20 protein-coding genes are annotated in these 23,166 nt (G+C 61.8%); 14 read left to right on the plus strand and 6 right to left on the minus strand.

What is annotated here, in order from left to right:
* Positions 1 to 176: 176 nt before the first annotated feature.
* Together HU811_RS12415 and HU811_RS12420 are read right to left on the minus strand one after the other, a co-directional pair.
* A complete protein-coding gene (locus HU811_RS12415; protein ID WP_092394540.1) occupies positions 177 to 1,826 on the minus strand; it encodes an acyl-CoA dehydrogenase family protein in 1,650 nt (549 codons plus the stop codon).
* Positions 1,827 to 1,900: 74 nt separating this feature from the next.
* A complete protein-coding gene (locus tag HU811_RS12420) occupies positions 1,901 to 4,285 on the minus strand; it encodes a hybrid sensor histidine kinase/response regulator (protein WP_186656124.1) in 2,385 nt (794 codons plus the stop codon).
* Positions 4,286 to 4,720: 435 nt separating this feature from the next.
* Between HU811_RS12420 and HU811_RS12425 the strand changes: the two genes are divergently transcribed.
* The 4 genes from HU811_RS12425 to HU811_RS12440 all read left to right on the plus strand — a co-directional run bounded on the left by HU811_RS12425 (position 4,721) and on the right by HU811_RS12440 (position 8,243).
* The gene (locus HU811_RS12425) at positions 4,721 to 5,518 is read left to right on the plus strand and encodes a hydroxymethylpyrimidine/phosphomethylpyrimidine kinase (RefSeq protein WP_186656127.1); all 798 of its coding nucleotides are present in this window, start codon (positions 4,721 to 4,723) and stop codon (positions 5,516 to 5,518) included.
* Between the two features lie 16 nt (positions 5,519 to 5,534).
* Positions 5,535 to 6,161 (plus strand): thiamine phosphate synthase, encoded by a 627-nt coding sequence (gene thiE, locus HU811_RS12430; protein WP_186656129.1) that lies wholly within the window; start codon positions 5,535 to 5,537, stop codon positions 6,159 to 6,161.
* Between the two features lie 24 nt (positions 6,162 to 6,185).
* Positions 6,186 to 7,469: a glutamate-1-semialdehyde 2,1-aminomutase gene (hemL, locus tag HU811_RS12435; protein ID WP_092459425.1), complete on the plus strand. Its 1,284-nt coding sequence runs from the start codon at positions 6,186 to 6,188 to the stop codon at positions 7,467 to 7,469.
* A 219-nt stretch (positions 7,470 to 7,688) separates the two neighbouring features.
* On the plus strand, positions 7,689 to 8,243 hold the full coding sequence (locus HU811_RS12440) for a tetratricopeptide repeat protein (protein WP_092394551.1): 555 nt from the start codon (positions 7,689 to 7,691) through the stop codon (positions 8,241 to 8,243).
* Between the two features lie 155 nt (positions 8,244 to 8,398).
* Here HU811_RS12440 and HU811_RS12445 read toward each other — a convergent pair whose 3' ends face one another.
* Complete coding sequence (locus HU811_RS12445; RefSeq protein ID WP_016773045.1) at positions 8,399 to 8,728, minus strand: DUF1820 family protein; 330 nt, start codon at positions 8,726 to 8,728, stop codon at positions 8,399 to 8,401.
* A gap of 134 nt (positions 8,729 to 8,862) precedes the next feature.
* On the opposite strand from HU811_RS12445, the gene miaB reads away from it, so the two are divergent.
* The 5 genes from miaB to lnt all read left to right on the plus strand — a co-directional run bounded on the left by miaB (position 8,863) and on the right by lnt (position 14,291).
* Positions 8,863 to 10,191, plus strand: a complete 1,329-nt coding sequence (miaB, locus tag HU811_RS12450) for a tRNA (N6-isopentenyl adenosine(37)-C2)-methylthiotransferase MiaB (protein WP_177193294.1) — start codon at positions 8,863 to 8,865, stop codon at positions 10,189 to 10,191.
* A gap of 207 nt (positions 10,192 to 10,398) precedes the next feature.
* On the plus strand, positions 10,399 to 11,409 hold the full coding sequence (locus HU811_RS12455) for a PhoH family protein (protein ID WP_092394557.1): 1,011 nt from the start codon (positions 10,399 to 10,401) through the stop codon (positions 11,407 to 11,409).
* Complete coding sequence (gene ybeY, locus HU811_RS12460) at positions 11,402 to 11,860, plus strand: rRNA maturation RNase YbeY (RefSeq protein ID WP_186656131.1); 459 nt, start codon at positions 11,402 to 11,404, stop codon at positions 11,858 to 11,860. The genes HU811_RS12455 and ybeY overlap by 8 nt, the downstream gene beginning before the upstream one ends.
* Positions 11,861 to 11,900: 40 nt before the next feature.
* Positions 11,901 to 12,740, plus strand: coding sequence for a CorC family transporter (locus HU811_RS12465; protein ID WP_025215634.1), 840 nt, complete (start codon positions 11,901 to 11,903; stop codon positions 12,738 to 12,740).
* 27 nt (positions 12,741 to 12,767) lie between these two features.
* Positions 12,768 to 14,291, plus strand: a complete 1,524-nt coding sequence (lnt, locus tag HU811_RS12470; RefSeq protein WP_092459431.1) for an apolipoprotein N-acyltransferase — start codon at positions 12,768 to 12,770, stop codon at positions 14,289 to 14,291.
* A 138-nt stretch (positions 14,292 to 14,429) separates the two neighbouring features.
* Here the strand turns inward: lnt and HU811_RS12475 are convergent, their stop codons facing one another.
* On the minus strand, positions 14,430 to 15,191 hold the full coding sequence (locus HU811_RS12475) for a YdcF family protein (protein WP_186656133.1): 762 nt from the start codon (positions 15,189 to 15,191) through the stop codon (positions 14,430 to 14,432).
* A gap of 103 nt (positions 15,192 to 15,294) precedes the next feature.
* Positions 15,295 to 15,615 (minus strand): hypothetical protein, encoded by a 321-nt coding sequence (locus tag HU811_RS12480; protein WP_092394566.1) that lies wholly within the window; start codon positions 15,613 to 15,615, stop codon positions 15,295 to 15,297.
* A 292-nt stretch (positions 15,616 to 15,907) separates the two neighbouring features.
* On the opposite strand from HU811_RS12480, the gene leuS reads away from it, so the two are divergent.
* From leuS to HU811_RS12505, 5 genes are all read left to right on the plus strand, one after another.
* On the plus strand, positions 15,908 to 18,514 hold the full coding sequence (leuS, locus tag HU811_RS12485) for a leucine--tRNA ligase (RefSeq protein ID WP_186656135.1): 2,607 nt from the start codon (positions 15,908 to 15,910) through the stop codon (positions 18,512 to 18,514).
* 88 nt (positions 18,515 to 18,602) lie between these two features.
* The gene (locus HU811_RS12490) at positions 18,603 to 19,208 is read left to right on the plus strand and encodes an LPS-assembly lipoprotein LptE (protein WP_092394572.1); all 606 of its coding nucleotides are present in this window, start codon (positions 18,603 to 18,605) and stop codon (positions 19,206 to 19,208) included.
* 39 nt (positions 19,209 to 19,247) lie between these two features.
* Positions 19,248 to 20,285 carry a DNA polymerase III subunit delta gene (gene holA, locus HU811_RS12495; protein WP_123415265.1) on the plus strand — a complete coding sequence of 346 codons (1,038 nt, stop codon included), beginning with the start codon at positions 19,248 to 19,250 and terminating at the stop codon, positions 20,283 to 20,285.
* A 176-nt stretch (positions 20,286 to 20,461) separates the two neighbouring features.
* Positions 20,462 to 20,626, plus strand: a complete 165-nt coding sequence (gene arfA / locus HU811_RS12500) for an alternative ribosome rescue factor ArfA (protein WP_047229500.1) — start codon at positions 20,462 to 20,464, stop codon at positions 20,624 to 20,626.
* A 73-nt stretch (positions 20,627 to 20,699) separates the two neighbouring features.
* Positions 20,700 to 22,022 (plus strand): lytic murein transglycosylase, encoded by a 1,323-nt coding sequence (locus HU811_RS12505; RefSeq protein WP_186656137.1) that lies wholly within the window; start codon positions 20,700 to 20,702, stop codon positions 22,020 to 22,022.
* Between the two features lie 118 nt (positions 22,023 to 22,140).
* Here HU811_RS12505 and HU811_RS12510 read toward each other — a convergent pair whose 3' ends face one another.
* Positions 22,141 to 23,079, minus strand: a complete 939-nt coding sequence (locus HU811_RS12510; RefSeq protein WP_186656139.1) for a S66 peptidase family protein — start codon at positions 23,077 to 23,079, stop codon at positions 22,141 to 22,143.
* Positions 23,080 to 23,166 lie beyond the last annotated feature (87 nt).

Raw genomic sequence — 23,166 nt, forward strand, 5'->3', positions numbered from 1 at the left:
ATCGCGAGCAGGCTCGCTCCCACCCTTGATTTCCTGTGGCCGCAGAATCTTTATTCGTCGCAAATCCCCTGTGGGAGCGGGCTTGCTCGCGAAATCGGTGTATCAGTCAGCAAAGATGTTGAGTGTGCCTACGCCTTCGCGAGCAGGCCCGTTCCCACAGGGGTTTCTTGGTCTCCTTAGAAACCCTGGGGCGTGGAGCGCGCCACGATGGCCTCGACATTCAGGCCTCGGGGCAAGGCGCCGTAGGCCCCGCCAGCCGAACCCAGGCGGCTGGCGATGAAGGCATCGCTGACGTCGCTGTTGCCCGCTTCCAGCAGCAGCTTGGCTTGCAGGCCGATGGCGATCTCTTCAGTCAATTGCCGGGCGCGGTACTGGATGTCAGCGGTATCCTTGAACGCCGCCTGCAACCGATCGATGTGGGCAGCCAGGCGTTTGTCGCCGTGGCCGTCACCCAGTTCGGTGAACAGCACTTCAAGCACGCCCGGTTCCTTGGACAGGGCCCGCAACACATCCAGGCACTGCACATTACCGGAACCTTCCCAGGTCGAGTTCACCGGTGCTTCGCGGTACAGGCGCGGCAGGATGCTGTCTTCGACGTAACCGGCGCCGCCCATGCATTCGGCAGCTTCGTTGATCATCGCGGGGGCGCGTTTGCAGATCCAGTATTTGCCCACCGCCGTCACCAGCCGCGCGAACTTGGCCTCGTGTTCGTCACTCAAGTGATCCAGCGCCCGCCCCATGCGCAGGCTCAAGGCCAGGGCGGCTTCGCTTTCCAGCGCCAGATCGGCCAGCACGTTTTGCATCAGTGGCTGTTCGTTCAACAACTTGCCACCGACCTTGCGGTGCGCGCAGTGATGGCTGGCCTGGGTCAGAGCCTGGCGCATCAGAGCACTGGAACCGACCATGCAATCGAAACGGGTCATGGCGACCATCTCGATGATCGTCGGCACGCCCCGCCCTTCTTCACCGACCATCCAGGCCAGCGCACCACGGAATTCGACTTCGCTGGAGGCGTTGGAACAATTGCCCAGCTTGTTCTTAAGCCGCTGGATATAGAACTGATTACGCGTATCGTCCGGGCGATGGCGCGGCAGCAGGAAACAGCTCAGGCCCTTGTCGGTCTGGGCCAGGGTCAGAAAGGCATCGCACATCGGCGCCGAGCAGAACCACTTGTGGCCCACCAGCTCATAGGCCTGCCCCGGACCGCTGGCGCCCACCGGATAAGCCTTGGTGGTGTTGGCCCGCACGTCGGTGCCGCCCTGCTTTTCAGTCATCGCCATGCCGAGGGTGACTCCGGCCTTGTGGGCCATGCCAACGTTTCGCGAGTCGTACTCGGTGGCGAGCGCTTTGGGCACCCAGAGCTCGGCCAGGTCCGGTTGCAAGCGCAACGCCGGGATGCTGGCGAAGGTCATGGTCAGCGGACAACCGGTGCCGGCTTCAGCCTGGCTGTGCAGATAAGTCATCGAGGCTCGGGCGACGTGGGCGCCGGGTTGCGGGTGGGCCCATGGCAGGCTGGGCAGGCCATGCTCGACGGCGGTGCGCATCAACTGGTGATAAGCGGGATGGAATTCCACCAGATCGATGCGATGACCGTAGCGGTCGTGGCTGGAAAAAACCGGCTTGTTCTGATTGGCCAGAAACCCCGCTTCCATCAGCGGCCCGCCGGCCAGCGCCCCATACGCGTCGATCCGCCCTTGCGCCCAGCCCGCACCGAAACGCTGCGACCACTGTTGCAGCGGCAGGTCGATGCGATAGAGGTTGGCGCCATCCAGGGACGGTGGCTGATTGGTGACCTCGTGGGTTTCGGCGAACTGGTGCAGGTTCATGACAGGGCTCCTTGGTCGGCCAGCAGAGGTTCAGTTAAGCACCGCCCCAAGGCCGAACAAAGTGTCATACCCGCCTAAATATCGGCGCTTTCACCCTGCCTTGGACAAAGCACCCGTCGTTGCAGAATCGTGCGCAACACCTCGAATTTCACCGGTTTGCTCAGGTAATCGGTCAACGCGCCAGACGTGCAGCGCTCGTGATTCGGATGGGGACTGACCACAAACACCGGCAGATCCTCGCAGCCGGCGAGCGTACGGATCTGACAGCAGACCGACACCCCGTCCAGCGGTGGCGACTGGCAATCAAGCAGCACCGCGTCAACACTTTCGCCCTGCAGCATATCCAGTGCCGCGCGGCCGCTGTCGGCGGTACGCACCCGGTAACCAAGCTTAAGCAACATGCCGCGCATCACCAGCAGATCAATGCTGTTGTCGTCAGCCAGCAACACCGTGCAGTCCTGGGGCAACCGCGCGCTTTCTCGCGGGCTGAACGAGAACGGCGTCGGCGCCTCCACGGGCAAGGCCACTTCCACCTCGACATCCAACTGGAATCGGCTACCGCGACCGGGTTCGGAGGTGTGGGTCAAGCGTCCGCCCAGCAACTCCACCAGCTGTCGACAGATCGCCAGACCCACACCCAGGCCGCCGTATTCCCGGGTCATGGAACCGTCAAGCTGGAAGAAGCGCTGGTACAAGGTCGCCTCTCCAAGGTCCGTGAAACCGATACCGGTGTCGATCACGGCAAAGGACAGCACCAGCCGATCGAGCCCCGACGGCCTGCCACTGACCCGCAGCGCCAAGCCCCCTGTGCGGGTGAACTTGACGGCGTTGTCCAGCAGGCATTCCAGGCATTGGGCCAGCTTGCCACTGTCACCGATCAGCCGGTCCGTCAGCCCGGGTGCCACGTCGACCTTGAAATCCAGGCCCTTGACCGCCGCATTGGCCCCGAACTGCACCTGCAAGGCGTCGACCATCGCGCGCAGGCTGAACGGCGCCGGGTAGGCCTTGAGCTTGCCGGCCTGCAACTCGGTAAGGGTGAGGATGCCGTTGACCATGCGCATCATGTCCCGCGCAGAACCTGCGGCGGTCTGTTGATACTGGGTCAGCTCCTCGTTCATTTCGACGGTTTCCATCAACTCCAGCGAACCGATGACGCCATTCATCGGCGTGCGCAGCTCATGGGTCAAGGTGGCGAGGAATTCATCCTTGAGTTTGTTGCCATGGGCCAATTGCTGGTTGAGCACCTCAAGTTTTTGCCCGGCGTCGAACAGGGTCTGGGCCTGCTGCTCGCGCATGGCATTGATACGGTCGGCCAGGGCCAGGGACAACAGCGCTACTTCGATGGCCGAGCCGATCTGGCTGGCGTACATGGTCAGGAATACGTTGGGCAGATAACCGAGCACCATCATCGTGTTGACCACGCCCCCCAGCAGAAACGCCGACCAGGCGATGATGAAGTAACGCGCCACCCGCAGGCCCCGCCACCAGGCGAACAGCCCGGCGGCGAAAATCACCACGGTAAACACCAGCGCCAATGCCGTCGCCAGGCGCAAGGCCAGGGCGTAACTGGTCATCAGCGACAGGCCCACTACTACTGCGCTGTAGACGATCAGCGCCAGCAACAGCCGGTCAAGCCAACGACTGTGTTGCGCGGTTTGTAGGAAACTGCGCGCAAACTGGCTGCCGAACAGGCCCGCACAACCGATGAAAAAGGGTGTTGCGGCATTGGCCCACCAGGGGTTGTCCGGCCAGAAATACTCCACGGCGGCGCCATTGACCGACAACTGATACAGGCCAAACGAAGCGATGTAGACAATGTAATAGAGGTAACTGGTGTCTCGCACGCTCAGGTAAATGAACAGGTTGTAGACCAGCATCCCCAGCAGTACGCCATAGATGATGCCCAATACGTACAAGCGCACAGGTTGTTGCTCGAGATAGGCCGTGCTCGACCACAACGTCAGCGGCGCCTGGATCGAACCCTGGCTTTGCAGGCGCAGGTACACGGACTGGCGTTGTCCGGGTTTGAAGTCCAGGCTGAACAGGTAGTTGTTCTGGCGAATTTCACGGCTGGCGAACGGCAAGGCATCGCCGGTCTGGCGAACCAGGCGATACGCCCCGGCGCTATCAGGCAGATACAAGTCCAGATGGTCCAGCGGCGGATAGGCCAGTTCCAACAACCAGGTGCGCTGGGCGTCCGGATTGCCGGGGCGGTAGTGCAGATCTATTTTCAACCAGAATGCCGAGCGCGAATAACCCGCGTTCAGCGTGGCGTTGTCATGGGGCTTGAAGTGCCCCGCCGCGGCCTCTGCCAGGACATCATCGATGGTGGCCGTACCGTGGGTGTCTTCGAATACCTGCAGGGCATGGCCCAAGGGCAGGCTTTGGGTGAATTCATCGAACTCGAGGGCGCTTGCCAAAGCGGGCAAGCACAGCAGCAACATCAGCAAATAGCGCATTTAAGCCCCAGCGTGGCCTGTCCGGTTGAATCAGGAAGCCCCCCATTCCCTGAGTAGACGTAAAACCGGCATTACCTGTTATTGGTTGGATCCATTTCTAGCATAGCCGTTGATGGCCAATTTGCACCATTGAAATTTTTCCTACAGAGGGCTCTAGAACGGGCGTTCCAGCGCGAAGCATTGAGATAGAGCTGTTGCTTTGGTCAGCGTGCAATACAGCCCTGGAGTCAGGCTCGGTTGTGGCGAGGGGATTTATCCCCGCTGGGCTGCGCAGCAGCCCCAGTAACTGTCGGCTCGGTATATCAGACAGTTTGAATGGGGGCGCTTCGCACCCCAGCGGGGATAAATCCCCTCGCCACAAATAAATCCTGCCTGTAGATAGTCCCGTCACTACAGGCGCGCCCGACAAGGGGTTTGGTGGTAAGCTCGCGCACCATGAATATCTACAGCTCTCGCCCCGTTGTCCTCTGTCTCTCCGGCCACGATCCCAGTGGTGGCGCCGGTTTGCAGGCAGATATCGAAGCCCTGCTCGCCCAGGGTTGTCACGCCGCCCCGGCCGTTACCGCGTTGACCGTGCAGGACACGGTTAACGTGAGCGATTTCCGTGTGCTCGATCGGGAGTGGGTGCTGGCGCAAGCCAATGCCGTGCTCAACGATTCGCAGGTAGCGGCGGTCAAGCTGGGGATGCTCGGCTCACTGGAAATGGTCGACACGGTGGTCGAACTGCTGCAGGCGCACCCACATTTGCCCATGGTCTGCGACCCGGTGCTGCGTGCCGGTGGCGGCGGACGCCTGGGCAAGGATGAAGTCGGCTACGCCATGCGCGAACACCTGTTGCCCCTGGCTATCATTGCCACCCCCAACCTGCCGGAAGCACGCATCCTCGCCGAACTGCCCGAGGGCAGCGCCGATGAGTGCGCCGAAAAACTGCTGCCCTTCGTCAAGCACCTGTTGATCACCGGTGGTCACGGCGACGAACATGAAGTCCACAATCGCCTGTACAGCCGTGACGGTCGCCGCGAAACCTTCACCTGCCAGCGCTTGCCCGGCAGCTACCACGGCTCCGGCTGCACCCTGGCCAGCGCCCTGGCCGGACGGTTGGCCCAGGGCGAACACCTGGCCAGCGCGGTCAAGACAGCACTGGATTACACTTGGCGCACCCTGCGCGATGCCGAACAATTGGGCAAAGGCCAGTTCGTTCCGCGGCGCCTGCCGCTGGATTTCTGCTCGTAGCTCCGGAGGCTGTGGAATGAAACTACGTGGCCTTTACGCCATCACCGATAGCCAACTGCTGGCCGGCAAATTCCTCGCCTATGTAGAAGCGGCGCTGGAAGGTGGCGTCACCCTGCTGCAATACCGTGATAAAAGCAGCGACGAAGCCCGCCGCCTGCGCGAAGCCGAAGCGCTGCGCAATCTGTGCGAGCGCTACAAGACCCGGTTGATCATCAACGACGACGCCGAGCTGGCCGCGCGCCTGGGCGTCGGCGTTCACCTGGGCCAGACCGATGGCCCGCTGGCGCCGGTGCGGGCGCTGCTGGGGCGCGATGCAATCATCGGCGCCACCTGTCACTCCAGCCTGGAGCTGGCCGAACAGGCAGCCAGCGAAGGCGCCAGCTATGTCGCGTTCGGACGCTTCTTCAACTCCAACACCAAGCCCGGCGCACCCAGCGCAAACCTTGAACTGCTCGACCAGGCCAGGCTCAAACTGCATATACCGGTGTGCGCCATCGGCGGCATCACCCTGGACAACGCCGGCCCGCTGGTGGCTCACGGTGTCGACCTGCTGGCCGTGGTCCATGGCCTGTTCGGCGCCGACAGCCCGCTGGAAGTGACGCGTCGCGCCCGTGCCTTCAACGATCTGTTGCAGATCAAATAATTTTTCGATTTCGAGAGCCCAACCATGTCCCGTTCCGAAACCCTGTTTGCCAACGCCCAGAAACATATCCCCGGCGGCGTGAACTCCCCCGTTCGTGCGTTCAAGAGCGTGGGCGGCACCCCGTTGTTCTTCAAGCATGCCGAAGGCGCGTACGTGACGGACGAGGATGACAAGCGCTATGTGGACTACGTCGGTTCGTGGGGACCGATGATCCTCGGCCACAGCCATCCAGACGTGCTGGAAGCAGTGCGCAACCAGTTGCAGCATGGCCTGTCCTACGGTGCCCCGACCGCCATGGAAACCGAGATGGCCGACCTGGTCTGCTCGATCGTGCCGTCGATGGAAATGGTGCGCATGGTCAGCTCCGGCACCGAAGCGACCATGAGTGCGATTCGCCTGGCGCGCGGCTTCACCGGTCGCGACAGCATCATCAAGTTCGAAGGCTGCTACCACGGCCACTCCGACAGCCTGCTGGTCAAGGCCGGTTCCGGCGCGCTGACCCAAGGCGTACCGAGTTCGGCCGGCGTACCGGCGGCGTTTGCCAAGCACACCCTGACCCTGCCATTCAACGACCTCGAAGAGGTCGAGAAGATGCTCGGCGAAGTCGGCCAGGAAGTGGCCTGCATCATCGTCGAGCCTGTGGCCGGCAACATGAACTGCGTACCGCCGGCGCCGGGTTTCCTCGAAGGCCTGCGCAGCCTGTGCGACCAGCACGGCGTGGTGTTGATTTTCGACGAAGTGATGACCGGCTTCCGCGTGGCCCTCGGCGGCGCCCAGGCCCATTACGGCGTGACACCGGACCTGAGCACCTTCGGCAAGATCATCGGCGGCGGCATGCCGGTCGGTTGCTTCGGCGGCAAGCGTGCCATCATGGAATGCATCGCGCCGCTGGGTCCGGTCTACCAGGCCGGTACGTTGTCAGGCAATCCGCTGGCCATGGCCGCCGGCCTGACCACCCTGCGTCTGATCAGCCGCCCGGGCTTTCACGCCGAGCTGACCGACTACACCACCCGTCTGCTCGACGGTTTGCAGATTCGTGCCGACGCGGCGGGCATTCCGTTCGTGACCACCCAGGCCGGTGGCATGTTCGGCCTGTACTTCAGCGGCGCCGATGACATCGTGACCTTCGAAGAGGTGATGGCCAGCGACGCTGACCGCTTCAAGCGTTTCTTCCACCTGATGCTCGACGGTGGCGTGTACCTGGCACCGAGCGCGTTCGAAGCCGGCTTTACCTCCATCGCCCATGGCGAGGCCGAGCTGAAAATCACCCTCGACGCCGCTGAGCGGGCCTTCGCCGCGTTGAAGTAAGCCTGTGGATAACTGACGCTGGCTGACGCTGGCGTCAGTGATTGACGACAACCTCTTACCCCTTTTCCTACGTATTACCCCTCGAAGCTGTCGATAGCGCTCCCTCGCAGCAGAAAAAACGAGTAAAGACTTTGTAAGGATGGCCCTGCTTATTTCATAATGCGCGCTTATTGGATCCCCCGGAGGGTCCGCGTGCCCCTCAGAGGTAAGTCGATTCCCATGAACCGCACCGGCCGCACCCTTGCCCTGGGCTGCCTGTTGCTCCTTCAGCCGCTGCTGGTGAACGCACAAGCAGGCGGCAACTCGTTGTTGATCCCGGCGATGGGCCGTTGCACGCTCAACACCCAGCCACAAGATCTCGCACCGGCACTCGACGCCTGTCAAAAAGCGGCGGACGCGGGCGATGCGCAAGCGCAATACGAGTTGGGCGAGTTCTACTACGCCGGCAAGGCTGCGCCGCGCGACCTCAAGCTGGCCCTCAGCTACTTCGAGAAAGCCTCACTGCAAGGCCATGCCCAGGCGCAATACAAGCTGGGCGGCATGTTCTTCCATGGCGAAGGCGTGCCGGCCAACAACGTGCAGGCCTACATTGTCTTGAAGATGGCAGCGGTCAATGGCGCCGAAGAAGCCCTGGACACCGCCGACGAAGTCGCCGAACAGATGCCTCGCGACGAGCTGGAAGTCGCGACCCAGGTGCTGGGGCAGATCTTCCGCAAATACCTGATGGAATTGCAGAACGCCGACGGGCGCACGCCCTTCTCACCACTGCCCTGAACCGCACAGCCTCTTGAGCTCTGTAGGAGCTGTCGAGTGCAACGAGGCTGCGATCTCTCCACAGGCAATTGAATCGAGAGCGAAAGATCAAGATCAAAAGATCGCAGGGGCTTCGCCAGCTCCTACAGGGCCCAGCACAGCAACAAAAATATTTCTTACTTCTCAGGCATCGGCATCGGAAACGGCATGACATTGCCGACCGCGCCGCGGGCTTCGCTGATTTTCGGGGTGCCCAGGCGCTCGACCTCGTCGATACGCACGATCGAATGCATCGGCACAAAACTGCGCACCACGCCTTCGAACTGCGCCTTGAGCTTCTCTTCGCTCGGATCGACGACCATTTGCGTGCGCTCGCCAAAGACGAATTCTTCGACTTCCAGGAAGCCCCACAGATCACTTTGATAGATCTGCTTGGCGTACATTTCGAACACCTGGCCCTGGTTGAGGAAAATCACCTTGTAGATTGGAGCTTCACGTTTGGTCATGGCTGGCGAAACACATCGGCGGGTAAAAAATGAGGGCGCGAACTATAGCATAGCCGCTGCTCGCACAGCGGTAGGAACCGGGTGACTTGTTCCCTATAATGCGCGGTTCTTTGAATCACGTGATGACTCCGTCCATGGCCAAGAAGCTTTACATCGAAACCCACGGTTGCCAGATGAACGAGTACGACAGCTCGCGCATGGTCGATCTGCTGGGTGAACACCAGGCCCTGGAAGTCACCGCCCGCGCCGAAGACGCCGACGTGATCCTGCTCAACACCTGTTCTATCCGCGAGCGCGCCCAGGACCGGGTGTACTCTCAGCTGGGCCGCTGGCGCGAACTGAAACTGGCCAACCCGGAAATGGTCATCGCCGTGGGCGGTTGCGTGGCCAGCCAGGAAGGCGCCGCCATTCGTGACCGCGCGCCCTACGTCGACGTGGTCTTCGGCCCGCAGACCCTGCATCGTCTGCCGGAGATGATCGACGCCGCGCGCATCACCAAACTGCCGCAAGTGGACGTTTCGTTCCCGGAAATCGAAAAATTCGACCACCTGCCCGAACCTCGCATCGACGGCCCGAGCGCCTACGTGTCGGTGATGGAAGGTTGCAGCAAGTACTGCACGTTCTGCGTGGTGCCCTATACCCGCGGTGAAGAAGTCAGCCGGCCGTTCGACGACGTCATCGCCGAGATCATCCACCTGGCGGAAAACGGCGTGCGCGAAGTCACGCTGCTGGGGCAGAACGTCAACGGTTATCGCGGCCTGACCCATGACGGGCGCCTGGCGGACCTCGCCGAGCTGATCCGCGTGGTGGCGGCCGTGGAGGGCATCGACCGTATCCGCTACACCACGTCGCACCCGCTGGAGTTCTCCGACAGCCTGATCCAGGCCCACGCCGAAGTGCCTGAGCTGGTCAAGCATCTGCACCTGCCGGTGCAATCGGGCTCCGACCGGATCCTGGCAGCCATGAAGCGCAACCACACGGCGCTGGAGTACAAATCCAAGCTGCGCAAATTGCGGGCGGCGGTGCCAGGGATCTGCATCAGTTCGGACTTTATCGTCGGCTTCCCCGGCGAAACCGAGAAAGATTTCCAGCAGACCATGAAGTTGATCGAAGACGTGGGCTTCGATTTTTCCTATTCGTTCGTCTACAGCCAGCGCCCCGGCACCCCGGCGGCCGATCTGGCGGACGAGACCCCCGAAGAAGTGAAAAAAGAACGGCTCAACGCCTTGCAACATCGCTTGAACCAGCAAGGTTTCGAGATCAGCCGACAAATGGTCGGCTCCGTCCAACGGATTCTGGTGACCGATTACTCGAAAAAAGACCCGGGCGAATTGCAAGGGCGGACCGAAAACAACCGCATCGTCAACTTCCGCTGCGACACTCCGGCGCTGATCGGCCAGTTCGCCGACGTACACATCGACGCCGCGCAACCGCACTCCCTGCGCGGCTCGCTGATTCAGTAACCCGCCGATTCCCTGTGAAAACAGAACTTGTGGGAGCAAGGCTTGCCCGCGATACAGGCGCCTCAATTCTTGAGGGACCGAGGTGCATTCATCGCGGGCAAGCCTTGCTCCCACAAGATTGCTCGGTTTATTAAGAGCTTTCGCACCCAGCCTACTGGCGTTATCCTTGATTTCATCTTAATTGCCCCAGGGCGGCTAAAAACGACCTTGAACGCACCCATCGAACCACATCGTTTCATTCTCGAGCCCTTTGAGGCTCGCCGCTTCGCCAATCTGTGCGGGCAATTCGACGAGCATCTGCGCTTGATCGAACAGCGCCTGGCCATCGAGATCCGCAACCGCGGAAACCAGTTCGAACTGATCGGCGAACCCAAGCACACCACCTCCGCGGAAAACCTGCTGCGCCGCCTCTATCGGGAAACCAAGGGAAGCGAGTTGTCGCCGGACACCGTCCACCTGTTCCTGCAGGAGTCAGCCCTCGAAGAACTCGAGAACCACGCTCCGTCGGAACCTGCCGTGGCCCTGCGCACGAAAAAAGGCATGATTCGCCCTCGCGGCTTGAATCAGCAGCGCTACGTGAAGGAAATCCTGGGCAACGACATCAACTTCGGCATCGGTCCGGCCGGTACCGGCAAGACCTATCTGGCCGTGGCCTGCGCCGTCGATGCGCTGGAACGCGAACAGGTGCGCCGCATCCTGCTGGTGCGCCCGGCGGTTGAAGCGGGGGAAAAACTCGGATTCCTGCCCGGCGATCTGGCTCAGAAAATCGACCCGTACCTACGTCCGCTCTACGACGCGCTGTACGAAATGCTCGGCTTCGAATATGTCGCCAAGCTGATCGAACGCCAGGTCATCGAGGTTGCGCCGCTGGCCTACATGCGTGGCCGTACGCTGAACAACAGCTTCATCATCCTCGACGAAAGCCAGAACACCACGGTCGAGCAGATGAAAATGTTCCTGACTCGGATCGGCTTCGGCTCCACTGCGGTGATCACCGGGGACATCACCCAGGTCGACCTGCCCCGTGGCACCAAGTCCGGGCTGAACCATGTGATCCAGGTGCTCAAGGACGTGCCGGGCATCAGTTTCACGCATTTCATGCCCAAGGACGTCGTGCGCCATCCATTGGTGCAGCGCATCGTCGAAGCCTACGAGCGCTTCGAGAACCTTCAGGATGAGCGGGCGACCGCTGACAAGGGCAATCGCCACGATGCTTGAACTTGACCTGCAACTGGCCAGCGAACGCCCCGCCCCCAGCGAGGCTCAGTTGCGCCAATGGTGCGAACTGGCCCTGCGCCAGCGCAGCGCCGACTCGGAACTGACCATCCGCCTGGTCGACGAGCCCGAAGGCCGCGAGCTGAACCACACCTGGCGGCAGAAAGACTACGCCACCAATGTGTTGTCGTTCCCCGCCGACGTGCCCGACGAACTGCTCGACATTCCGCTGCTGGGCGATCTGGTGATCTGCATCCCGGTGGTGGAGCGCGAAGCTGCCGAACAAGGCAAGACCGCTGAGGCCCACTGGGCCCATCTGGTGATTCACGGTTGCTTGCATCTATTGGGTTACGACCATATAGAAGATGACGAAGCCGAAGAAATGGAAGCACTGGAACGAACGTTGCTTGCAGAGCTGGGTCACCCCGACCCCTACGCCGGCGACGAACACTGATACATCAACCTGTAACGACAAAGGATTCAGAGTAATCGCTATGAGCGAAGATCGATCGAGCAACGGGCAGAAGTCATGGCTGGGCAAGCTCACCCAGGCTTTTGCCCATGAGCCGAAAAACCGCCAGGAGCTGCTGGAGCTGCTGCGCGATGCACATCAGAACAAACTGCTGGACAGCGAAGCGCTGGCCATCGTCGAAGGCGCCATCCAGGTCGCTGACCTGCAAGTGCGGGACATCATGGTCCCCCGTTCGCAGATGGTCAGCATCAAGGCGACCCAGACACCTCGCGAATTCCTGCCCGCTGTGGTCGATTCCGCTCACTCGCGCTACCCGGTCGTCGGCGAGAGCCATGACGACGTCATGGGCGTGCTGCTGGCCAAGGATCTGCTGCCGCTGATCCTTCAGGAGAACGGCGACAGTTTCAACATCAAGGACTTGCTGCGCCCGGCCACCTTCGTGCCCGAGTCCAAGCGCCTGAACGTGCTGCTGCGTGAATTCCGCGCCAATCACAACCACATGGCCATCGTTATCGACGAATACGGCGGCGTGGCCGGGCTGGTCACCATCGAAGACGTGCTTGAGCAGATCGTCGGCGACATCGAAGACGAGCACGACGTCGAGGAAGACAGCTACATCAAGCCGCTGCCCAGCGGCGACTTCCTGATCAAGGCGCTGACGCCGATCGAGAACTTCAACGAATTCTTCGACAGTCAGTTCTCCGACGATGAGTTCGACACCGTCGGCGGCTTGGTGATGAGTGCTTTCGGGCACCTGCCCAAGCGCAATGAAACCACGGAAATCGGCTCCTGGCGCTTTCGCATCCTGAACGCCGACAGCCGTCGGATTCACTTGCTGCGCCTGTCACCCATTGCCCGATAAACCCTGCGAGACCCGCTAAGGACACACATGCGCTGGATAACCCGCCCCGGCTGGCCCGGTAACCTGCTGGCCATGGCGGCTGGCGCGATCACCACCCTGGCCTTGGCGCCGTTTGACATCTGGCCGTTGGCACTGCTGGCGGTCGGGCTGTTCTATGCGGGTCTGCGCGAGCTTTCGCCGCGTCAAGCCATCGGCCGTGGCTGGTGTTTCGGTTTCGGCCTGTTTGGCGCCGGCACCAGCTGGATCTACGTCAGCATTCACAACTTCGGCGGCGCCTCGGTGCTGCTCGCCGGTTTCTTGATGCTGCTGTTCATCGCCGCCATTGCCTGGTTTTTCGCCCTGCCCGCCTGGCTCTGGGCCCGGTGGTTGCGGCGTAACGAAGCCCCGCTGGCCGACGCCTTGGCCTTCGCCGCCCTGTGGCTGGGCCAGGAAGCCTTTCGCGGCTGGTTCCTCACCGGCTTCCCGTGGCTGTATTCCGGGTACAGCCAACTTGACGGCCCGTTGGCCGGCCTCGCGCCGCTGGGCGGGATGTGGCTGATGTCCTTCACCCTGGCCCTGACCGCCGCGCTGCTGTACAACGCGCCACGGTTGATCCGCGCCGGGCGCAAAAGCTTTATCGCAGCGGGCGTGATCCTGCTGATCGGCCCATGGGTCGCCGGCATGGCACTCAAAGGCCATGCCTGGACCAGCCCTTCGGGTGATCCGCTGAGCGTCGCGGCGATTCAGGGCAACATCGAACAAAGCATGAAGTGGGACCCGGACCAGCTCAACGCGCAACTGGCGTTGTACCGCGACATGAGTTTTGCCTCCAAACGGGTCGACCTGTTGATCTGGCCGGAAACAGCCGTGCCGGTGCTCAAGGAATCCGCCCAGGGCTACCTGGACATGATGGGCACCTTCGCCGCCGAGCGAAATTCGGCGCTGATTACCGGCGTGCCGATTCGCCAGGTGGTGCATCAACAGAAGCGTTATTTCAACGGCATCACCGTGACCGGCGAAGGTGACGGCACTTACCTCAAGCAAAAACTCGTGCCATTTGGTGAATACGTGCCGTTGCAGGACATTCTGCGTGGTTTGATCGCGTTCTTCGACCTGCCCATGTCGGACTTCGCCCGTGGCCCGGCCGACCAGCCGTTGCTGCAAGCCAAGGGATACCAGATCGCGCCGTTCATTTGTTATGAAGTGGTCTACCCGGAGTTCGCCGCCGGCCTCTCGGCGCGCAGCGACCTGCTGCTGACCATCAGCAACGACACCTGGTTCGGCACCTCGATCGGCCCATTGCAACACCTGCAAATGGCCCAGATGCGCGCCCTGGAAGCCGGTCGCTGGATGATTCGCTCCACCAACAACGGTGTCACTGGCCTGATCAACCCCTTCGGCCAGATCACCGCACAGATCCCGCAATTCGAGCGTGGCATCCTGTACGGCGAAGTGGTGCCGATGCATGGGCTGACGCCATACCTGCAATGGCGCTCGTGGCCGCTGATCATTTTGTGCGTGTTGCTGCTGGGCTGGGCGTTGATGGCGGGACGGATGGCCAAGACGGTTTGATCCCGCTGCGGGGTCAACGAATTTCCTGTGGGAGCAAGGCTTGCCCGCGATGCAGGCACCCTGCTCCCAAGGCAGGACCGCGTCGATTTCATCGCGGGCAAGCCTTGCTCCCACAGATGTCCCTCGCCGCAACAGCACTCAACGATAGAACAACCTATACCCCACCTGCCCCACCGCCTCGTTCATCAACTGCCCCGATTGCCAGATCGACTTGAACTCCGGCATCCAGCCGCCCAGCGGGCGGGCATTGTCCTGCCCCAGAAAGCCCACCGGTGCAGGAATCACTTCAAACCCCGAGCGCTCGAAACTCCACACTGCCCGCGGCATGTGCGACGCATGGGTCACCACCACGATCCGTCTGATGCCCTGCGGCAATAACATCTCGGCGCTCATCCGGGCGTTTTCCCAGGTCGTGCGACTGCGCCCTTCCTGCCAGCGCACGGTGACACCAAAATCATCGAGCATCGAATCGGCCATCAATTTCGCTTCACTCGGTGGGGAGCCGTAGTGCAAGCCGCCGCTGGTCAGCACCGGCAATCCCGATGCCTTGGCCAGTCGCGCCGCATACCGCTGGCGCTCCAGACCGATGCCCGTGGGTTGGTCGGTGCCCCAGGCCAGGTCACCGCGATCACGACCGGAACCGAGTACCACGATGGCATCGGCACGTTGCGCCAATGTCACCCATTCGCTGCGAGGCAGCGGCGGCTCGCGCTCCAATGCCTTGGCGCTCCATTGCACCACCACAGGCAAGCTCATCAGCCAGAAACCGCCCACCCCAGCAATGAAACACAGGCGAGCCAGACGCGGCCGAGAGTTGCGCCACCACCAGGCAAGCACCAACAGCAGCAAAAGAATGCCGGGTGGCAATAAAAGTTGTTTGATGAAATAGCGAAACGGCATCGGGCATCTCCATAGATGCCCGAAGCCTAGGTGGGTTGACGCAAAGCGACAACAGATTCGAAACAACCTTGAATCAAAAAAAGCGACACGCGTGAATCCGGCTTTACTTGAACTGCAGTGACCGGACTTTTACAGCATCCCTGGTGGGCGTCCGATCCTTGAGCCATACAACCTTGGCCGAACGGGGTGTATCGAGGCGCTTGAGTAGCTGGGCCCCACTTGTGGGGGCTTGATGCCCGACCTGCTCAAGGTAAGCCTTGACCAGTTCGAACTCTGCGGGCGTCAAGCCACGCAGTTCCAGCTCTGCCGGGCGTTCATCGCGCAAGCGACCGGCGGTTCTTGCAGCGTCCAGGGCCATCCCGAGACGATCGATCAGTTTTTCGTACAACTCAGGTGTAGTTACTTTTCGTTGTGATTCAACCATCCCTCACCTCATTGAAGATAAGACTCACTCCCCATTGAGAAGCTTAGCTTCGCTGGGCAAACCGGCAGGGCGCCGCGACCAACGGCCCTGAACAGCCGCCGTCACCGGGTATCGACAATGCCCGGCACGCAATCAGGGTTTCCCTCGGCAGAGCACGGTCATGTATGCTACGGCGCTTCCTGTAACTCCACTTCCAGCTCGGCTGGGCATCGAAAACGCCGCATCAGGCGTCGTCTGCGTCCAGCATGGCAACGAAGAGGATTGGGCCACCCCATTCAGTACAAAAGTAGCCATGCACGAACACTACCAGCCCCGTGAAATCGAAGCCGCCGCCCAGTCGTTCTGGGACGAGCAAAAGTCCTTTGAAGTCAGTGAACAGCCAGGCAAGGAGACTTACTACTGCCTGTCGATGTTCCCTTACCCCAGCGGCAAGCTACACATGGGGCATGTGCGCAACTACACCATCGGCGATGTGATCTCCCGCTACCAGCGCATGCAAGGCAAGAATGTCCTGCAACCCATGGGTTGGGACGCTTTCGGCATGCCGGCGGAAAACGCCGCGATGAAGAACAACGTGGCTCCCGCCAAGTGGACCTACGAAAACATCGCCTACATGAAGACCCAGCTGCGCAGCCTGGGCCTGGCGGTGGACTGGTCCCGCGAGGTCACCACCTGCAAGCCTGATTACTACCGCTGGGAACAATGGCTGTTCACCCGCCTGTTCGAAAAAGGCGTGATCTACCGCAAGAACGGCACCGTGAACTGGGACCCGGTGGACCAGACCGTCCTGGCCAACGAGCAGGTGATCGACGGTCGCGGCTGGCGCTCCGGCGCGCTGATCGAAAAGCGCGAAATCCCGATGTACTACTTCAAGATCACCGCCTACGCGGATGAACTGCTGGAGAGTCTCGACGAACTGACCGGCTGGCCTGAACAGGTCAAGACCATGCAGCGCAACTGGATCGGCAAGTCCCGGGGCATGGAAGTGCAGTTCCCCTACGACGTCGCCTCCATTGGCGAAGCGGGCAGCCTGAAAGTCTTCACCACCCGTCCGGACACCCTGATGGGCGCCACTTATGTAGCCGTGGCCGCCGAGCATCCGCTGGCGACCCTGGCAGCCCGCAACAACCCCGAGCTGCAGGCGTTCATCGCCGAATGCAAAGGTGGCAGCGTCGCTGAAGCAGATGTCGCCACTCAAGAGAAGAAAGGCCTGCCGACCTCGCTGTTCGTCGAGCATCCGCTCACCGGCGAAAAACTCCCGGTGTGGGTCGCCAACTATGTGCTGATGCACTACGGCGACGGCGCCGTCATGGCTGTTCCGGCCCACGATGAGCGCGACTTCGAGTTCGCCCACAAGTACAACCTGCCGATCAAGGCCGTGGTGCGTACCAGCGCCGGCGACCAGACCCCAGCGCCATGGCAGGACGCTTATGGCGAACACGGCGAACTGATCAACTCCGGCGAGTTCGACGGCCTGGACTTCCCCGGCGCGTTCGACGCCATCGAAGTGGCCCTGATCAAGAAGAACCTCGGTGCTTCCCGCACCCAGTTCCGCCTGCGCGACTGGGGCATCAGCCGCCAGCGCTACTGGGGCTGCCCGATTCCGATCGTGCATTGCGATACTTGCGGTGACGTTCCGGTGCCGGAAGATCAACTGCCCGTGGTCCTGCCCGAAGACGTGGTACCCGACGGCGCCGGCTCGCCCCTGGCGCGCATGCCCGAGTTCTACGAATGCATCTGCCCGAAATGCGGCGCACCGGCCCGGCGTGAAACCGACACCATGGACACGTTCGTCGAGTCCTCGTGGTACTACGCCCGCTACGCCTCGCCGCACTATGAAGGCGGCCTGGTGGAAAAATCCGCAGCTGACCACTGGTTGCCGGTGGATCAGTATATCGGCGGCATCGAACACGCCATTCTCCACCTGCTCTACGCGCGCTTCTTCCACAAGCTGATGCGTGACGAAGGCCTGGTGAGCTCCAACGAGCCGTTCAAGAATCTGCTGACCCAAGGCATGGTGATCGCCGAGACGTACTATCGTCGCGAAGCCAACGGTGCCTACACCTGGTACAACCCGGCCGACGTCGAACTCGAACGCGACAGCAAAGCCAAGGTGATCAGCGCCAAACTGATCGCGGACGGCCTGCCGGTGGAAATCGGCGGCACCGAGAAGATGGCCAAGTCGAAGAACAACGGCGTCGACCCGCAGTCGATGATCGACCAGTTCGGCGCCGACACCTGCCGCCTGTTCATGATGTTCGCCTCGCCGCCCGACATGAGCGCGGAATGGTCCGACTCCGGCGTCGAGGGTTCGCACCGCTTCCTCAAGCGCGTCTGGCGCCTGGCTCAAGCCCACGTCACTCAGGGCCTGCCGGGCAAACTGGACGTCGCCGGCCTGAACGACGAGCAGAAAGCCGTTCGCCGTTCGATCCACCTGGCCATCAAGCAGGCCAGCCATGACGTCGGCCAGAACCACAAATTCAACACCGCCATCGCCCAGGTGATGACGCTGATGAATGTCCTGGAAAAGGCCGCGCAAGGCACCGAACAGGATCGCGCACTGGTTCACGAAGGCCTGGAAGCCGTAACGCTGCTGCTGGCTCCGATCACGCCGCACATCAGCCACGAGCTGTGGAATCGCCTGGGCCACGCTGACCCGGTGATTGACGCCGGCTGGCCGGTGGTGGACGAAACCGCGCTGGTGCAGGACAGCCTGACCCTGGTCATCCAGGTCAACGGCAAGCTGCGTGGCCAGATCGAAATGCCGGCCGCCGCCACTCGCGAAGAAATCGAAGCCGCCGCACGGGCCAATGAAAACGTGTTGCGCTTCGTCGATGGCCTGACGATCCGCAAAGTGATCGTCGTGCCCGGCAAACTGGTCAACATCGTCGCAAGCTAATTGGATCGGGCGCCGGCTTGGGCCGGGCGCCGAATATAACCTGCGGGGCCGCACTGTCGAGCCATAGGGTTTCAAGGGGAGCAACAAGATGATCAAACGTAATCTGCTGGTAATGGGCCTGGCGGTCCTGTTGAGCGCCTGCGGCTTCCAGCTGCGCGGCACCGGCACCACCGAACTGGCCATCACGGAGCTGGACCTCAGCGCCCGGGACGCTTATGGCGAGACCGTGAAGATGCTGCGTGACACGCTGGAGAACAGCGGCGTGAAGATCTACAACGGCGCGCCGTACAAACTGGTGCTGACCAGCGAACAGCAAAGCCAGCGCAGCCTGAGTTACGCCGGTGCCGGTCGCTCGGCCGAATACGAACTCAACAACGTCCTGAGCTATGAGATCCGCGGCCAGAACAACCTGGTGCTGCTGGACGACAAACTGCAAGTGCAGAAGGTCTACCTGCACGATGGCAACAACATCACCGGTTCCGACCAGGAGTCGAGCGAAGCACGTGACGAAATGCGTCGCGACCTCGTGCAACGCATGATGCTGCGCCTGCAACAACTGAGCCCGGCCCAACTGGACCAGTTGCAGCAGACCGCCGACGCCCGCGCCAAGGCAGAAGCCGAGGCACTGGAAGCGGCGCGCAAGGCTGAAGCGGAAACCCCGCAACAGTCGCCGATGCAAATCCCGTCTGAATAAGCCTTGCGGGGCGCTTCGGCGCCCCGCTCGCCTTCTCTTATGAAGCTCGCTCCCGCCCAACTCGGCAAACACCTGCAAGGCGCCCTCGCGCCGGTCTACATCATCAGTGGCGATGATCCGCTGCTGTGCCAGGAAGCCGCCGACGCCATTCGCTCTGCCGCCCGTCAGCAAGGCTTCGACGAACGCCAGGTGTTCGCCGCCGACGCCAGTTTCGACTGGGGCACGCTGTTGCAGGCTGGTGCGAGCATGTCGCTGTTCGCGGAAAAACGCCTGCTGGAGCTGCGCTTGCCGTCCGGCAAACCCGGTGACAAGGGCGCTGCCGCGCTGATCGAATATTGCTCACGGCCGGCCGAAGACACGGTGTTGCTCATCAGCCTGCCAAAACTCGACGGCAGCGCGCAAAAAACCAAATGGGGCAAGGCCCTGGTCGAAGGTCAGCAGACCCAGTTCGTACAGATCTGGCCGGTGGACGTCAGCCAGTTGCCCAGCTGGATCCGCCAGCGCCTGTCCCAGGCCGGCCTCTCAGCCAGCCAGGACGCGGTGGAGCTGATCGCCGCCCGGGTCGAAGGCAACCTGCTGGCCGCCGCTCAGGAAATCGAAAAGCTCAAGCTGATGGCCGAGGGCGGGCAGATCACCGTGGAAACGGTACAGGCTGCCGTGGCCGACAGTGCGCGTTTTGATGTGTTCGGGCTGACCGATGCGATTCTCAACGGTGAAGCCGCCCACGCCCTGCGAATGCTCGAAGGCCTGCGGGGCGAAGGCGTCGAGCCTCCGGTGATCCTCTGGGCCCTGGCCCGGGAGTTGCGCCTGCTGGCTAACCTGTCGCTGCAATACAGCCAGGGCGTGCCGCTGGACAAAGCTTTCAGTCAGGCCCGACCGCCGGTGTGGGACAAGCGCAAGCCGCTGATGAGCAAGGCCCTGCAACGCTACTCGGCACCGCGCTGGGCGCAACTGCTGCTCGAAGCCCAGCGCATCGATGCGCAGATCAAAGGTCAAGCGGCGGGGTCGCCGTGGATGAGCCTGAGCCGTTTGTCGCTGTTGATGGCCGGTCAGCGGCTGACTCTGCCAGCAGAATAAAAGATCGCAGCCTTCGCCAGCTCCTACAGAGGTATGCATTTCATTGTAGGAGCTGCCGAAGGCTGCGAGCTTTTTCGCCCTTGATCCTACAAATATCACCTCCATTTACCCTATAGACAGCCCCCCAACTCTGCCCCATGATTTGCCCCGTAAAACCCACCCACGAGAGAACCATCATGAGCAAAAAGCCATCCAAGCATGGCCCCAACAAGGCCAAATCCATCATCGCCCAGCCCCTGTTCCGCAGCCGCCAGGAACGACCCGCCAAGGGCAAAGGCAGCTACCGCCGCGAAGCCTTCCAGTCTGACAACTGGGAGGCTTCTTGCTTTGTGGCGGCTTGAAACACCCGGACCGGCCCTATTCTCCTTTGCGCATGATAAGGTCAGCATCTGATTTGTTTATCTGGACCCGTGCATGCCCTTTTGTCTTTCCCGTCGTTGGCCCCTGCGCCAATTGATTGCAGCCACAAGCGTCGTTCTGCTTGTCGCCTGCGCAGAAAAACCTACCGCCGCCGACGCCCAACCGCTCAAGACCGTCCCAGCCGTGCCTGCTCCGGCCATCGTACCGCCGGTGGTTCCGACCGGTGACAACCTGGTCATCGCACCCACGCAAACTTTCGCCGAATGGCAAGCCGGTTTTCGCAAGCAAGCCCTGGCCGCCGGGATCCGTGCCGACCTGTTTGATCGCGCCTTCATCGGCGTCAGCCCGGACATGAGCGTCATCAAGGCCGACCGCAGCCAGCCGGAATTCAGCCGTCCGGTGTGGGAATACCTCGATGGTGCCCTGTCGCCACTGCGAGTACGCCGGGGCCAGACGCTGGTCCAACAGCATGCCGACATTCTGCAAAGCATCGAGCAGCGCTATGGCGTGGATCGGCAGTTCCTGGTGTCGGTATGGGGTATGGAAAGCAACTTCGGTCAGTTCCAGGGCACCAAGTCGGTGATCAACTCCCTGGCGACCCTGGCCTACGAAGGGCGACGCCCGGGGTTTGCCCATGCGCAGCTGATCGCCGCGCTGCAGATCCTGCAGCAGGGTGACATCGCACCGGAAAAAATGCTGGGTTCCTGGGCCGGCGCCATGGGCCAGACCCAGTTCATTCCCACCACGTACAACACCCATGCGGTGGACTTCGATGGTGACGGCCGCCGCGATATCTGGGGCAGCGCCACCGATGCCCTGGCCTCGACCGCGCACTACCTGCAAAGCTCTGGCTGGCAGCGCGGGCAGCCGTGGGGCTTCGAGGTACGACTCAAAGAAGGGTTCGACTATCCGCTGGCCGATGGCGCGATCCGCAAACCCGTCTCCGAATGGCTGCAACTGGGCGTCAGCCTGCCCAACGGCAGCCAGGTCCCAGCCGGTGCCGAACACTTGTCGGCGGCCCTGCTGCTGCCGGCCGGCTACCGCGGGCCGGCTTTCCTGGTGCTCGACAACTTCCGCGCCATTCTCAAGTACAACAATTCCTCGTCGTACGCCTTGGCGGTCAGCCTGCTGTCAGAGCGCTTCGCGGGCGCGGGTCTGATCAACGGGCAATGGCCAAAGGACGATCTGCCCTTGAGCCGTAGCGAGCGCTTCGAACTGCAGACCTTGCTGGGCAAACACAACTTCGACGCAGGCACGCCCGACGGCATCATCGGCGCCAACACCCGCAAGGCCATACGCAGCGCCCAGCAGTCGTTCGGCTGGCCAGCGGATGGGTATCCGACGCACAAGCTGCTGGAAGGGTTGCGTAACCGCTAGATTGCCTTATGGCCGCTGCCCTCATCGCGAGCAGGCTCGCTCCCACACTGGACCGTGTTTTGAAATCAACTGTGGGAGCGAGCCTGCTCGCGATGAGGGACTATCAGACGACGAGCGCTTAGCGGCTGACTACCACATCCTGCTCCAGCACCAACCTCTTCTCCCCCGCATCCAGCGTCACCAGCGCGCCCATGGGCAACGTCAGGTTCGGATCGCAATGCCCACTGCGCCAGCCGGACAGTACCGGGATGCCAAACGGCTCGAAGGTCTGCTTGAACAGTTTGTTCAACGCCTCGACGTCCACCCCTGCGATATCCCCAACCAATACACCCCGCAGCTTTGCCAGGGTGCCGGCCAGCCGTAATTGGGTCAGCAGACGGTCGATGCGGTAAAGCGGCTCGTTGATGTCTTCAACCAGCAGGATCACGCCTTCGGCCTCGATTTCGTAGGGCGTGGCCATGGTCGCGGCAATCATCGACAGATTCCCCCCCAGCAAACGCCCGCAGGCGATACCGGGTGCAACGGTGGTCAACGGATAAGCCGCGGGATGGCTCAGTACACTGCCGGCCCTCAACTGCCCACGCAGCAGGCTGAAAAAAGACGTGACGGTTGATGGATCCTTGTCGCCCAGAAGATCGGCGTTGAGCAGCGGGCCGTGGAAGGTGACGAAGCCTGCGTAACGGCTGATGGCCAGGTGTAGGGCGGTGATGTCGCTGTAGCCGACGAATGGCTTGGGGTTGCGTCTCAGGAGTTCGAAGTCGATGCGGTCCAGCAGGCGTGGTGTGCCGTAGCCACCGCGTAGGCAGATGATCGCTTTTACTTCTGGGTCGGCGAAGGCGGCGTGCAGGTCGTTGAGGCGTGTCTCGTCGCTGCCGGCCAGGTAGCCGTTCTTTTCGTAGACTCCGGGGAAGATCCGCAGGTCATGGCCTCGGGCGCGCATCCATTGGATGGCTTTTTCCGTGTCCAGGGGGGCGGGACCGGCGGGGGCGATCACGGCGATCAGGCCCTGGGATGGGAGTGCTGGGACGGGGTGATGTAGGCTTAGGGTGGGTTCCATGGGTTTCCCAGTCTTTTTGATCGTGTGTATATCCGTTGCTACGGTAACGGCTACTTACGGTTCCGCTCTTACAGCGGGTCACTTTTG

The organism is Pseudomonas tehranensis (genome assembly GCF_014268615.1).
In the GTDB taxonomy this organism is placed as follows: domain Bacteria; phylum Pseudomonadota; class Gammaproteobacteria; order Pseudomonadales; family Pseudomonadaceae; genus Aquipseudomonas; species Aquipseudomonas tehranensis.

Bases quoted from the DNA above. Each gene is read 5' to 3' on its own strand.
- HU811_RS12415 (WP_092394540.1), bottom strand. From the start codon at position 1,826: ATGAACCTGCACCAGTTCGCCGAAACCCACGAGGTCACCAATCAGCCA.
- HU811_RS12420 (WP_186656124.1), bottom strand. From the start codon at position 4,285: ATGCGCTATTTGCTGATGTTGCTGCTGTGCTTGCCCGCTTTGGCAAGC.
- HU811_RS12425 (WP_186656127.1), top strand. From the start codon at position 4,721: ATGAATATCTACAGCTCTCGCCCCGTTGTCCTCTGTCTCTCCGGCCAC.
- thiE (WP_186656129.1), top strand. From the start codon at position 5,535: ATGAAACTACGTGGCCTTTACGCCATCACCGATAGCCAACTGCTGGCC.
- hemL (WP_092459425.1), top strand. From the start codon at position 6,186: ATGTCCCGTTCCGAAACCCTGTTTGCCAACGCCCAGAAACATATCCCC.
- HU811_RS12440 (WP_092394551.1), top strand. From the start codon at position 7,689: ATGAACCGCACCGGCCGCACCCTTGCCCTGGGCTGCCTGTTGCTCCTT.
- HU811_RS12445 (WP_016773045.1), bottom strand. From the start codon at position 8,728: ATGACCAAACGTGAAGCTCCAATCTACAAGGTGATTTTCCTCAACCAG.
- miaB (WP_177193294.1), top strand. From the start codon at position 8,863: ATGGCCAAGAAGCTTTACATCGAAACCCACGGTTGCCAGATGAACGAG.
- ybeY (WP_186656131.1), top strand. From the start codon at position 11,402: ATGCTTGAACTTGACCTGCAACTGGCCAGCGAACGCCCCGCCCCCAGC.
- HU811_RS12465 (WP_025215634.1), top strand. From the start codon at position 11,901: ATGAGCGAAGATCGATCGAGCAACGGGCAGAAGTCATGGCTGGGCAAG.
- lnt (WP_092459431.1), top strand. From the start codon at position 12,768: ATGCGCTGGATAACCCGCCCCGGCTGGCCCGGTAACCTGCTGGCCATG.
- HU811_RS12475 (WP_186656133.1), bottom strand. From the start codon at position 15,191: ATGCCGTTTCGCTATTTCATCAAACAACTTTTATTGCCACCCGGCATT.
- HU811_RS12480 (WP_092394566.1), bottom strand. From the start codon at position 15,615: ATGGTTGAATCACAACGAAAAGTAACTACACCTGAGTTGTACGAAAAA.
- leuS (WP_186656135.1), top strand. From the start codon at position 15,908: ATGCACGAACACTACCAGCCCCGTGAAATCGAAGCCGCCGCCCAGTCG.
- HU811_RS12490 (WP_092394572.1), top strand. From the start codon at position 18,603: ATGATCAAACGTAATCTGCTGGTAATGGGCCTGGCGGTCCTGTTGAGC.
- holA (WP_123415265.1), top strand. From the start codon at position 19,248: ATGAAGCTCGCTCCCGCCCAACTCGGCAAACACCTGCAAGGCGCCCTC.
- arfA (WP_047229500.1), top strand. From the start codon at position 20,462: ATGAGCAAAAAGCCATCCAAGCATGGCCCCAACAAGGCCAAATCCATC.
- HU811_RS12505 (WP_186656137.1), top strand. From the start codon at position 20,700: ATGCCCTTTTGTCTTTCCCGTCGTTGGCCCCTGCGCCAATTGATTGCA.
- HU811_RS12510 (WP_186656139.1), bottom strand. From the start codon at position 23,079: ATGGAACCCACCCTAAGCCTACATCACCCCGTCCCAGCACTCCCATCC.